Here is a 12,841-nt window from a genome sequence, read left to right as displayed (position 1 = left end):
GAGCGCGCCGCAGCGCGTCCGGAGGGTGAACCGGCTGCAGCCGTTTTTGCTCTACGCGATCTGTCGGGAAGAGCTCGTGCCGGGACGGCGCTCCGCGCCTCGATAGCTATTCAGCGCACCCGATCAAGAGCGCGCCGCAGCGCGTCCGGGTGGCGAACGCGCCGCTTTTCGCTTCTACCGTGATCTGTCGGGAAGAGCTCGCGCCGGGACGGCGCTCCGCGCCTCCATAGCCATTCAGCACACGTGATCAAGAGCGCGCCGCAGCGCGTCCGGAGGGTGAACCGGCTGCAGCCGTTTTTGCTCTACGCGATCTGTCGGGAAGAGCTCGCGCCGGGGACGGCGCTCCTACAAGACCCTTGTCAGCGGAGCCACAGGTCCGCGTCAGGCCCAACGGGCTTCGCAGACCAGCACATTTCATGGAGAATCGACCCGTCCCCAGTACCGGGGCGACTTTTTCCTTTTGGCCGCTCGGGGAGCTTTCGTGGAATACGTCATCAGCAGCATCAACGGCATTATCTGGAGCAAGGCATTGATTTTCATGTGCCTGGCTGCCGGCCTGTATTTCACCATCCGCACCCGCTTCATGCAGGTGCGCGGCTTCTTCGAGATGGTTCGCTTGACCGTTCGCGGACAGAAGTCCGACGCGGGCGTGTCCTCGTTTCAGGCGCTGGCCATGTCCCTGGCCGGTCGCATGGGCATCGGCAACATCGCTGGCGTCGCCACCGCCATCGCCTTCGGCGGCCCTGGCGCGATTTTCTGGATGTGGGTGATGGGCTTCCTGGGCGCGTCCACCTCGTACGTGGAATGCACCCTGGCGCAGATATACAAAACCAAGGATGCGGAAGGCCGTTACCGCGGCGGCCCGGCCTACTACATTGAAAAAGCGATGGGACTGAAGTGGTACGCGGTGACTTTCGCCGTGGCCACGATCATCGCCACAGGTTTCCTCATGCCGGGCGTGCAGGCCAATGCCATCGCCGACAGTGCCGCCAATGTCTGTGCCGGCAGCTCGCTGTGCGGCGCGATGGATGGCCAATGGCTGGGCATGGAAGCGCGCAGTGCTTTCAAGCTGGGCGTCGGCATCGTGGTGGCGTTGCTGCTGGGGGTGATCATCTTCGGCGGCGTCAAGCGTATCGCCAACTTCGCCGAGGTCGTGGTGCCGTTCATGGCGCTGGCTTTCATCCTGATGGCCGTGACGGTGATGCTGCTGAACGCCGATCGCGTGCCGGAGATGTTCCGGGTGATCTTCAGCAGTGCGTTCGGCACGCATGCCGCCTTTGGCGCCATGCTGGGCCTGGCGGTGGAATGGGGCGTCAAGCGCGGTGTCTACGCCAACGAGGCCGGCCAGGGTACCGGCCCGCACGCCGCCGCCGCTGCGGAAGTCTCGCACCCGGTCAAGCAGGGTTATGTGCAGGCGTTCGCCATCTATTTCGACACCATGCTGGTGTGTACGTCGACCGCATTCCTGGTGCTGGCGACGGGTAAGTACAACGTCTACTCGCCCGACGGCGGCCCTCATCTGTTCGGTGGCCTGGCCGGGATCGAGGAAGGTCCGGGCTTCGTGCAGGCGGCGGTGGAATCGGTGCTGCCAGGCTGGGGTTCCGGCTTCGTGGCGCTGGCGCTGTTCTTCTTCGCTTTCACCACCATCATGGCCTATTACTACATGGCCGAGACCAATCTGACCTACATCGCGGGCGTAAAGCGCACGCACCCGCTGGCGATCCTGCTGCTGCGCCTGGGCATCATTGCCATGGTGGTCTTCGGCGCCTTCCACAACGCTCAGCAGGCCTGGGGATTGGGCGACATGGGCGTGGGCCTGATGGCATGGTTGAACATCATCGCGATCCTGATCCTGCACAAGCCGGCGATGCTGGCGCTGCGTGACTACGAGCGGCAGAAGAAGCTCGGCCTGGAACCGGTTTTCGACCCGGAAGCGCTAGGCATCAAGAACGCCGATTTCTGGAAGAAGAAGGACTGACGTGAGCAACCCTTGGGATAACCGGCCGCCGCGATCGCCGGGACAACGGTCGGACCGCCCGCGTCCACCGCGTGACCCGGTGGGCGACCGGCCGGGCCGTCCCCAGGCTACACGCGAAGAACGCCCTGCGCATGCCGCGGCGCACCGCGACGAATTGCGCGTCTATGGCTACAACGCCGTACAAGCGATTTTCGCGCGGCGTCCGGAGTCCATCCGCAAGTTGTGCTTGGCCGAATACCGCATTCCGCAGCTGCAGCCTCTGCTGGCTTGGTGCGTGAAGCACCGCGTTGGCTATCGCGTCGTCGAAGAAACAGACCTGGGAAAACTGGCCGCCAGCGGACATCACGAAGGTGTGGTGGCCGATGTGCTGAAGCAAGAGCCGCTCGCCTTGTCCGATTGGCTGCGCAGCTTGCCGGAAGGCCCGGCGTTGGCATTGTGGCTGGATGGCGTGGGCAATCCGCACAACTTCGGCGCCATCCTGCGCGCCGCAGCGCATTTTGGTGTCTCCGCGATTCTGCAATCGCAGGATTCTTCGTTGGCCCTCTCGGGCGCTGCTGCGCGCGTAGCCGAAGGCGGTGCCGAATGCGTGCCCTCGGTGCGCATGGGGCAGCCGGAAAACGCGATGTCGCAGCTGCGTGGTGCCGGGTTTCGGCTCGCGGCAACCGTGGTGCGTGGTGGCGAAGATGTGTTCTCCGCGCGATTGCCCGAGCGATTGATCTATGTGATGGGTGCCGAGGGCGAAGGCATGGATGCGGACCTGGCCGCCGCCTGCGACTTGCAGCTGTCGATTCCCGGGACCGGTGCGGTAGAGAGCCTCAATGTGGCGGCGGCTACCGCGGTGTTTTTAGCGGAGTGGCAACGGCAGCAGGCATAGCATCCTTTGTAGGAGCGACGTAAGTCGCGACCGGACACGCTAACGTCGCGACTTACGCCGCTCCCACAAGAGAGGTGTCCGTTCTTTTGTAGAGCCGAGCTTGCTCGGCTGCTCTTGTCCGGAGCCAATGCGTAAGAGCAGCGGAGCAAGCTCCGCTCTACGAGATGTGGTGCGCTCTTGTGTAGAGTCGCGCCAACGCTTTGGTAGAGCCGAGCTTGCTCGGCTGATAGTCTCCGGAGCCGATGAGCGAAAGAGCAGCGGAGCCGATATGCGAAGAGCAGCGGAGCCCCCAAGGGGATTTAAACAAGCTCCGCTCTACGAGAGGCACTGTCGATCCGAAGTTGGTGTGCGAATCCCTATTGCTTCAACGCCTCACGCAACGCCGCTTCCGCCTGCGGACGCATCAGCTCATAGGCGCGAGCATTCGGGTGTACACCATCCTCCGACAATTCCGCACGCATGCCGCCACGACCATCGCCGAGCACCTGCGAGTAGTCGACATAAACAGCGCCGACACGTTGCGCATAGTCGCGGATCCATCCATTTAGCGCTTTGATTTTCGATGTCGTCTCCAAGCCCGGCCGCCATGGGAAACCCGAGGCGGGCGGCACGGCGGCAAGTATCACCGCGATGCCTCGTGCCTGTGCCTGTTCGGTCATTCGCATCAGATTGGCTTGCGTCTGTTTCAGCGTCATCGGTCCGGTATTACCGGCAATGTCGTTAGTGCCCGCCATGATGTGCACCGCCTTGGGCTGCAGATCTATGACATCCTGGCGGAAGCGCAACAGCATCTGCGGCGTGGTTTGACCGCTGATTCCGCGGCCGACGCGGCCGGTGGAAAAGAACGCCGGCGTCAGGCCATGCCAGCCTTCGGTAATCGAGTCGCCCATGAACACCACATCGACGCTGTCGGGCGGCAGAGCGCGGTTTTCTTTTTCATAGCGTGAAAGATTCGCCCAATCCTTAGGACGCTGACCATCCTCGGCGCCAGACGATGGCGGCGTGAGCCGGATCACGCCGCCGCCATTCGCGGCAAGGGACAGCGGCAAAGTAAGCACGCTCGCAGTCACGTCGATGCGGCGGGTTTCGCGGCGCACGTCGGCAGGGTTTTTTCCGTCCAGATAAAGCGTGGCCTGATAGGGTCCGGCAGGCAGGAAATCCAGAGGCAACTCCAGCGTGCGCGCGCTTTCGTTGGTCATTGCGCCGATATACCAATCACCGCCCTTGCGGCGCATGACGGCGATGTATTGTCCGATTTCACCGGTCAGGACGCGCGTCTCGTCCCAGGTGGTCGGCACCTGTTTCAGGAAATCGACGCTGGCCGTGTCGCCGGCGTACGCGTCCGGGCTGTCGGCCACCACGGCGAACGGACTTTCGTAGACCACGTACATCGCTAATTGATGCGCGCGCGTCGTCATGACCATCGGGCCGATGTGACGCGGCTGGAAATCTTCCGGCCGCACGTTGCGGAAACCACCTGGCGTGTAGTCCATAGGACCGAGAAGCATGCGGGTGAAAGGCAACGTCAAGTTATGCATCGCGGTGATGCGGTGGGTCCATTTGTTGTATTCCGCACCCAGTACGCCTTCCTGGGTCAGGTATTGCGGCCACGTTCGGTTGAGACCTGTAGGCCGATAGGCGCCGTGCAGGTTAACCATGAGTTTGTGCTTGGCGGTGCTGGCGAGCAGGCGGTGATAGAACGCCACCATCTCCTGATCGTCGCGGTCCATGAAATCGACTTTGATGCCTTTGATGCCGAGTTTTTCGTAGTAGGCCAGTGCTTCTTCCATGTGCTGGTCCAACGCTCTCCAATGCGCCCAGACCCAGATGCCCACGCCCCGGTCGGCGCCGTATCGCACCAGGCCAGGCAAATCGATCTGCGGAATCGAACGGGTAATGTCAGCGTTGGGATGGTAGCGGCCATTGCCGGTGCTGCCCTGATACCAGCCATCGTCGATCAGCATGTATTCCAACGACAATGCCGCGGCGTGATCGATGTAGCGACGAATGGTGGCGTCGTTCATGCCGGCATTGGGTACATCGGGCGCGAGGCTGCCCGACCACCAGTCCCAGGCGGATTTGCCGGGGCGAATCCAATCGGTGTCCTGGATCGGCGTCGGCGGATTGAGATTGGCTATCAGCGTCGACTCGATCAGTTTGCCAGGAGTGTCGCCCAGCATGATGACGCGCCAGGGCGTATGGAATCCTTCGTTATCGATGTCTTTCGCTGCAAGCCGCACGGCGACTTCGGGCGTATCCAGCCGCGGCGACAGTTTGGCGTCGACACCCAGCGTGCCATCGGCCCTGCCGGTCAGGTACAGCCCGGCGTAGCGGTCAAGGTCGGCCTCGGCGATCGCCAGTGTGGTGCTGGCTGAATCAGTACGGCACACCAGCGGCAATTCGATCAGGTTGTGCGGCCGTAGCCGTGATGCGGCTATAGGATCGTACTCGCCTTCGTGGCTGGTGCCGAAGCGGCCGAGATTGAGCGCCCAGCATGCGTAGTCCTTGGGAAAAGCGAAGCCGGTGAGTTCTTCACGAATCGTCAGGATAGTGTCGCGTGGGCGTGGCAAGCGATAACGCAGCGCTACGCCATCGTCATAGGCGCGGAATACCAAGCCCAGCCGGCGACCTTTTCCATCGGTCAGATCGATATTCAGTTCGGTATAGCGGTCATAGCCCACGCTGGACTTGCCGGCGATCTGCGGATAGTGCCGATTCGCTTCATCGCGGCGCTCGCCGGTCACGCGAAAACCGGACATCAGCTTGCCCGCCTCGCCCAGGTCCAGCCCCAGCGCGGAAGGCGCGATTACTTGGTTCTGTCGATACGACACTGAATATTGCGGCGCACCATCCGGAGTGAGCGTGAAGGTCACCTCGGTCTGTTTGTCGGGAGAGTGCAACTGAAGCGGTTGCCCGGCGCCCGCGGCAGCGGCCGTAAATGCGAAAAACCACAGAAATGCCGGGGCAATATAGCGATAACGCATTGATTGTCTCTCCATTGCAGAGCCGGAAGCAGGTCGGATTGTGGCGTGTTGTAATGGGCAGATTGATCAGATAACGTTACCAGATGGTCGCGTTCGTGGTCTGCATGCGGCCCCTGCTCGGACAGTGGCACCGGGCAAACTGAATGCGATGCGCGCAGAAGGGCTTGGGAGGGTTCTAATGCTGAAGTGCTTGGAGAAGATCCTGTCGACCCGCGTGGCAGTGCACGCCAAACCGATGTGGGTTGCCGCGCGCTGTGAGCGGATACTGCCGGCGTACCACTACGGCAACAGCTGCCTGAACCTGCTTCCCGGCGAACCATGCGAGCCGGCTCTAAACACCCGCCTTCGATGAATCACTCGCAGGGTATTTCCCGCGCTAATTTGGACCAGGAGTAAACGCAATGCATTTCACCGGCGATCAGAGTTCTACAGCGGCGGTGCCCGCACCCGGGTCGACGCGGCTGTTGCCGCTGGTGATCACGTTGTTCTTCGCTTGGGGTTTCTGCACGGTACTGGTGGACGTGCTGATCCCGAAACTGAAAGCAACGTTTTCGCTCAACTACGCCGAAGCGATGCTCACGCAGTTCTGCTTCTTCCTGGCCTACTTCATCGTGTCCATTCCCGCAGGCTTGCTGATCAGTCGCATCGGGTATTTGCGTGGCATCGTGCTCGGGCTGTTGATCATGGCGGGCGGTTGTCTGATGTTCTCGCCGGCGGCCTCGATGGGTTGGTATCCGGCGTTCCTGCTGGCGCTGTTCGTGCTGGCGGCCGGCATCACCATCGTGCAGGTGGCGGCCAATCCCCTGGCGGCTGGCCTGGGCGACCCGGCGCGTGCGCACAGTCGCCTGACACTCGCACAGGCGTTCAATTCGGTCGGCACGATGATCGGGCCATTGTTCGGATCGGCGATGATCCTGGCCGCCGGCGTCGCCACGCCTGATGCGGGACTGAGTGACGCCGCGCTGGAAGCCTTCCGCGTGGAGCAGGCCAGCCATGTGCGGTTGCCGTACATGATCATCGCCGCGGTCCTGGTAGTGCTGGCGGCGGTTTGCTGGTGGGTGAGGCGTTCACCGATGCCGACGGTGCGGCCGGTGGGACACGCCGATTATTTCCGCCTGCTCGGGCATCCGCGGCTCAGCCTGGGTGCGCTGTCCATCTTTCTTTATGTCGGCGCGGAAGTCGCTGTCGGCAGTGCGCTGGTCAACTACCTGATCATGGTGGGCGCGACCAACTCCGAGCACGCTGCGGGCAATCTGATTTCGGTGTACTGGGGACTGGCGATGGTGGGCCGTTTCATCGGCTCCTATGTGCTGCGTTTCGCCGCTCCGGGCATCGTGTTGGCCGTGTGCGCCGTATGCGCCGCATTCCTGGCGTTGCTGGCCGGTGTGGTGCTGGAAGGCACGCTCGCCGCGGTCGCGATCCTGGCCATCGGGCTGTTCAACTCGGTGATGTTCCCGACCATCTTCACGTTGTCCATCGACGGGTTGGGCGAAGACACCGCGGGCGGTTCGGGCATCTTGTGCCTGGCTATCGTCGGCGGTGCGGTGGTGCCGCTGTTGATGGGATTGGTCGCCGACCGGGTCGGCTTGGCGCTGGCGCTGCTGGTGCCGGTGCTGTGTTACGGATGGGTCGCGGCGTACGGCTTGCTGGTCCGCTTTGGCCTGCTGGAGAGCCGGGGCAAGCATGCGATCGCATCGCGGAAGCCATAAGACTCCGCGCAATCTCGAAGAAATTATCTAAGCAGAGGAAGTAAGCAGAGCAACGGCAAGACGCCGTCATCACGGCGTAGCCGGTAGAAGCAGGTGTGTTGAAGGTATCGTTACCAAATCGCAGTTTTTACATCAGATTGGATATCGCCCTGGGAGGGGAAGATGAAGAACTCGCTTTCGATCGATCGCGTTACACCACTTGCCGTGTCCATTGCGGCAGCACTGCTGATGACCGTTCCGGCATTGGCGCAAACCACGACGGAACAGGCACCGGCAACGGCCGATCCCGTCACCGAACTCGATAAAGTCGTCGTACGAGGCGTGCGGGCCGCGCAGGCCGAAGCCATCAACACCAAGCGTGATGCGGCGCAGATCGTCGATTCGATCTCTGCCGAGGACATCGGCAAATTGCCCGACGTCACCATCACCGATTCATTGCAGCGCGTAACTGGTGTGCAGATCCGGCGTTCGGCGGGTGAGGGCTCGCAAGTCAATATCCGTGGCATGCCCCAGGTGCAGACCACGATGAACGGCGAGCTGTACCTGAGCGCCGGTGGCGGCGACGAATGGAATCAGCCGAACATCGGCCGCGCGCAGCCGGACTTCGTCGACATTCCGCCGACGCTGTTCAGCGGCGTCGACGTCATCAAGTCGCAGACTGCCGCCGATCTGGATGGCGGCATCAGCGGCACGATTTCGTTGCGCACGCGTCGCCCATTCGATCTGCCGGAAGGCTGGACGTTCAGTGGACAGGCGGAAGGCTCGTACGGCGACCGGGTCGAGGAGGTGAACGAACTTTATTCCGCATTGGCCAGTTATCGGAATGAGCGCTGGGGCGGATTGCTAGCGGTGTCATATTCCGATGCGACGCTGGAGAACAAGCGGCCGAGCGTATTCAGCAACGGTGCTCAGAAATCGACCGAGTGCGACGTTGGCTTCGACTTCAACGGTGATGGGCGGCTCGGCACCGGCGGATTCAATGACGACGGGAGTCCTGAATGCGACACGGATCCGCAAACCCGACCGCGGCAGTACTTCTACAACGCCGTGGCGACCGAGCTGGAGAACCGCAAGACACAGCGCGAGCGTACCGGCCTGAATGGCTCGTTCCAGTTCAACTTCACCGACTCGGTCACGCTGCTGGCCGACGCGGCGTATACCAAGCTGGACAATCTGGATACCTCGGTCGCCGCTCAGCTGCACACCGGTTGGCAGACCAACCAGCTGCAGCCCGGTGCTAACGTGGATGCGAATGGCGTGCTGAACCAAGGCACGTTCGTGTACGACCGTTTTCAATCGCATTCGTTCGCGGGCACGAGCGAATCCGAGGCACTCAACACCAATCTGGAACTGCGCTTCGATAATGGCGGCCCGTTCCGCGGCTCGCTGCGGTGGGTGCACGGCAAATCCGAGCGGCAGTACGAGGAAGCCCGTGCGGATTCAGTGGCGACCCGCGGCAACGAGATCACGCGCTCCGACGGCACCACTCAGTGGGCTAACGCCAACGGGTTGGAGACGGTGACGGCGGCGGTCGACTTTCGTGGTGAATTCCCACGCGTGGACATGCTCACCGACGTCTCCAATCCAGCGAACTGGCAGTTGATGTCGACCTGGGCGCAGGGAAACAAGATAGAGGCCAACCTCGATGCGTTCCGCGCCGATGGTGTATTCGAGTTCCAGGATGGCGTGGTGCGTTCGCTCCAGTTCGGTGCCCGCTACGGCGAGCGCGACTTCCAGTACGACGCTTATCGCTACTTGTCGCCGGTATCGCCGGGGCCATGTTCCGATCCCAACCTGGCGCTGTACTACTACAAGGATCCATTGATCACCGACACCTGCACCGGCTTCTCCGAGGCACGCCTGCTGCCGTACGGTTCGATTCCCAGCTATTGGACCTACTTCAACGATTTCGATCCGCTCACCGTCAGTGGACTGGGCAGCAACGGCCTGCCGGCGATCGACCCTAACGTGATGAAGGATCCGGTGGGCTATCTCAATAGTCTGTACCCGGGCAACGTCGCTTACACGCATGCACCGGATTCCTACAAGGTGACGGAGAAGAACTCCTCTGCTTACTTCATGGCCAACCTGGAGGGCGACACCGGCAACAACGGCATTCCATGGCAGGCAAACCTGGGTGTGCGGGTCGTCAAGACCAAGCTGATGATCGATCAGTACCAGATCAGGGACGATGTGTTCATCGGCAGCCACAACTGGAACGGCGTCAATCCGATCCTGGGCGTCAACCGCATCGTTAACGAATACACCGACGTGCTGCCTTCGGCGAACATCGCCTTCGATATTTCCGATGAGCAGAAGATCCGTTTCGCTTACAACAAGGCGGTCGCACGCCAGGATCTGCCGGATCTGGGTCGAGGGTTGGTGGTGTTCTATTCCGCCAACAGTGGCCGCTATCCGGAACTGCCGGATGACGCGGCGATCTTCCTCAACGGCCGTTCCGGCAACCCGGAGCTGGAGCCCTATCGCGCCAGCAACTACAACATGTCCTATGAGTGGTATTTCGATGATGCCTCTCTGTTCAACGTGGGCGTGTTCCTGATTGATGTGGAATCGTTCCCGAGCAGCATCACGCAGATCGAACCGCTGCCCGACGGCGACGGCGTGGTTCGCGCCGGTGGCCCGGTGGAGCGCATCATCAACGGCGGCGGCGGCACCATCAAAGGCTTCGAGGTGGGTTACCAGCAGTCATTCGATTTCCTGCCGGGATGGTGGAGCGGCTTCGGCACGAACCTCAACTACACCTATTCGGACGCGGAGACGTCGGGCGAGCCGGATATCGACGGTAATAACCTGCCGATCGGTGACAACTCGAAGCACCAGGCCAACGCCGTTCTCTGGTATCAGAAGGACAAGCTGCAAGCACGTGTGGCCTATAACTGGCGCAGCAAGCGCTTCGTTCGGATGAATACCGCCGCGTGGGGCGATCGGTTGGCGGTCTGGAACGATGAGGTCGGTTATCTGGATGCGTCGATCAGCTACGACATCACCGACAACTTCACCGTGTATGCGCAAGGCGTGAACCTGACCGGCGAGAACGAACGCCGGTACGCGCAGTGGAGCAATCACTACTACGATCAGAACATCTTCGAACGCCGGTACTACGTGGGTGTTCGCTTCCGGTTCTGACCGTGGTTTCAAACCTCGTCTCTTCTGCATGTTTCCGGAAGAGGCGAGGTGATTCACTGCATGGTTTTGCCGGGGATTTCCCGGCGATTAGCAGTCCCTCCCATTTTGGCTGCGTCACGGCTTACGCTGGGCGCAGCCGTTTTGTTGTCGTGTTGTGGTTTTCGGCATTGGTGGATGCGGCAGCGTCTAGTTTTTGAGGTCACGGCGCTGGCGCGGTTAGCTCGTCGGAGCTGACGGTTCACGCGCTTGCAGCGGGCGTCACTTTTCTTTGCTCGTGCAAAGAAAAGTAACCAAAAGAAAGCACGCCCCGGGCAGTGCGCCCCTACGGGGTCCGCAATCGCGCCGGGAATTTTCGGAAGGCACATCCATGTGCCTGCCGAAAACGACGCACATCCTGTGCGCCGCCCCTAGCGGGGTTTTACCCGTCCCGCTTGCCGCGCCTTAACGGGGACCCCGGAGAGCAAAAGCAAAAGCGAGAGCAAGAAGTAAAAGCTAAAACGACAGCCAAAGCCAAGCAATAGCAAAGCTCTATGGCTTTGTTTTTGCTGTTGCTCTTAAGCCTTGGCTCTAGCTCTTGCTTCTAGCTTCTTGGGGTCCCCTTTAAGGCGCGGTGGCGCCGGTGGGTACAACCCCTTGGGGCGCCGCGCACGACGCGCGGCGTTTTCGGCAGGTACATGGATGTGCCTTCCGAAAATTCCCACCGGCGACACGTACCCAAAGGGCGCGCCGCCAGGGGCGTGCTTTCTTTTGGTTACTTTTCTTTGCACGAGCAAAGAACAAGTGACGCCCGCGGCAGGCGCGTAAACCATCAGGCCCGATGAGCCACCCGCGCCAGCCCTAAAGCGTCTTCAGAATCAAAACCTGCGTCGCCCAGCGATTTGAACTGCGGCTATGGACCGCAAATCAAACCACTTTCAGCACTTCATAGCAGGCGCCCATGGTGTGGTAATCGGTCTTGCCGGCGGGACTCTTTTCGTCGCTGTACTTGCTGTTGTCGCGGTGCAGGATGCGGTACCACGCGCCATAGCGATGATCGACAAAATGGCGCCAGCTGTAATCCCACAAGCGCTCGTACCAATCCCAGTAGCGCGCTTCTCCGGTGCGATCGGCGAGCAATGCCGCAGTCGCCAGCGATTCGGCCTGCACCCAGAAATACTTGTCTTCGTCGTAGAAACGACCTTCGCGATCGTTGCCGTAGACCATGCCGCCGTACTCTTCATCCCAGGACAAGGCCAGCGCTCGATCGAAGAGTTCGCGCGCGCGCGGCAAATGCCAATCCGCGGGTGCGTGGCGGTCGAGAATCAAAAGCAGCTTCGCCCACTCGGTCTGATGTCCGGGTTGGTAACCCCAGGGCCGAAAGATATTGGTGCGGTCGCCGAAGTTGTACTCCCAATCCACACTCCAGTCGCTACGGTAGTGCTCCCAGACCAGTCCGCCGGAAAGCGCCGCCTGGCGGTTGACCATGTTGTCCGCGAGCAACGCGGCGCGTTCCAGATAGCGACGCTCGCGCGTGGCTTCGTAGGCGGCCAGCCACGCTTCGCAAGCGTGCATGTTGGCGTTCTGTCCGCGGTAGTCGGACAGGTTCCAGTTTGCATCGGCCTCGTCGGCATACAGGCCGTACTGCGGCTCCCAGAAATGCTTTTCCATCAGGTTCCAGGTTTCCTCCAGATGCGCAGCCGCATCGGCGAAACCTGCTTCTACCGCCTTGGCGTAAGCCAGTGCGACGAAAGCCAATCCATAGCAGTGGTTGGTGGTATCGATCTTTTCGCCGTCCCGCAGCAGCCACGTGTAACCGCCGGTGGCTGGATCACGATGAGCGTCGCGCAGGAACTTGATGCCATGCGCTACCGCGGCTCGATACTCGTCGCCACCAAACGCCTGGTAGGCCATTGAATAGTTGAAGACGAAACGTGTACTGCTGACCAAATGGCGGGTGTGGCGATCATAGATTTCGCCGTCGTCACGGAAGAACTGGAAAAAGCCGCCGTTCGGATCGATGCAATGCGGGTGATAGAAACGCATGGTGCTGACGACATGCTCAAGCAGGAACTCGCGCGAGCGGAAATCGGGATGCTGGGCGTCGTCGGGGTTCTGGCTTAGCACCATGTCGTTTGCTCCGAAAATGAGAGAGTGGCCCACGAAGCCAGCC

General features: G+C 61.3%; 6 protein-coding genes and 1 pseudogene. 4 read left to right on the top strand and 3 right to left on the bottom strand.

The genetic code is table 11. The annotated features are described in order from the left end of the window. The first annotated feature begins 481 nt into the window (after window positions 1-481). A complete protein-coding gene (locus AADW18_RS06740) occupies window positions 482-1,978 on the top strand; it encodes an alanine/glycine:cation symporter family protein (protein ID WP_337342582.1) in 1,497 nt (498 codons plus the stop codon). A gap of 1 nt (window position 1,979) precedes the next feature. After that, the gene (locus AADW18_RS06735; RefSeq protein ID WP_337342581.1) at window positions 1,980-2,852 is read left to right on the top strand and encodes a TrmH family RNA methyltransferase; all 873 of its coding nucleotides are present in this window, start codon (window positions 1,980-1,982) and stop codon (window positions 2,850-2,852) included. Between the two features lie 356 nt (window positions 2,853-3,208). Here the strand turns inward: AADW18_RS06735 and AADW18_RS06730 are convergent, their stop codons facing one another. Next, entirely contained in the window at window positions 3,209-3,868 is a 660-nt protein-coding gene (locus AADW18_RS06730; protein ID WP_337342749.1) for an SGNH/GDSL hydrolase family protein, read from the bottom strand. Then, a pseudogene (locus tag AADW18_RS06725) lies at window positions 3,857-5,836 on the bottom strand (glycoside hydrolase family 97 protein); the annotation flags it as partial. The pseudogene AADW18_RS06725 and the gene AADW18_RS06730, both read right to left, overlap by 12 nt. A gap of 401 nt (window positions 5,837-6,237) precedes the next feature. Here AADW18_RS06725 and AADW18_RS06720 point away from each other — a divergent pair. Further along, on the top strand, window positions 6,238-7,545 hold the full coding sequence (locus AADW18_RS06720) for a sugar MFS transporter (RefSeq protein WP_337342580.1): 1,308 nt from the start codon (window positions 6,238-6,240) through the stop codon (window positions 7,543-7,545). 162 nt (window positions 7,546-7,707) lie between these two features. After that, window positions 7,708-10,692, top strand: coding sequence for a TonB-dependent receptor (locus tag AADW18_RS06715; RefSeq protein ID WP_337342579.1), 2,985 nt, complete (start codon window positions 7,708-7,710; stop codon window positions 10,690-10,692). A gap of 903 nt (window positions 10,693-11,595) precedes the next feature. Here AADW18_RS06715 and AADW18_RS06710 read toward each other — a convergent pair. Beyond that, the gene (locus tag AADW18_RS06710) at window positions 11,596-12,798 is read right to left on the bottom strand and encodes an AGE family epimerase/isomerase (protein ID WP_337342578.1); all 1,203 of its coding nucleotides are present in this window, start codon (window positions 12,796-12,798) and stop codon (window positions 11,596-11,598) included. Window positions 12,799-12,841 lie beyond the last annotated feature (43 nt).

Origin of the sequence: Pseudoxanthomonas sp. CCNWLY206-1, assembly GCF_039710385.1 — a bacterium.
In the GTDB taxonomy this organism is placed as follows: Bacteria; Pseudomonadota; Gammaproteobacteria; order Xanthomonadales; family Xanthomonadaceae; genus Pseudoxanthomonas_A.
Note: the sequence above shows the minus strand (reverse complement) of the source record. Positions and strands in the feature narration are given on the sequence as shown.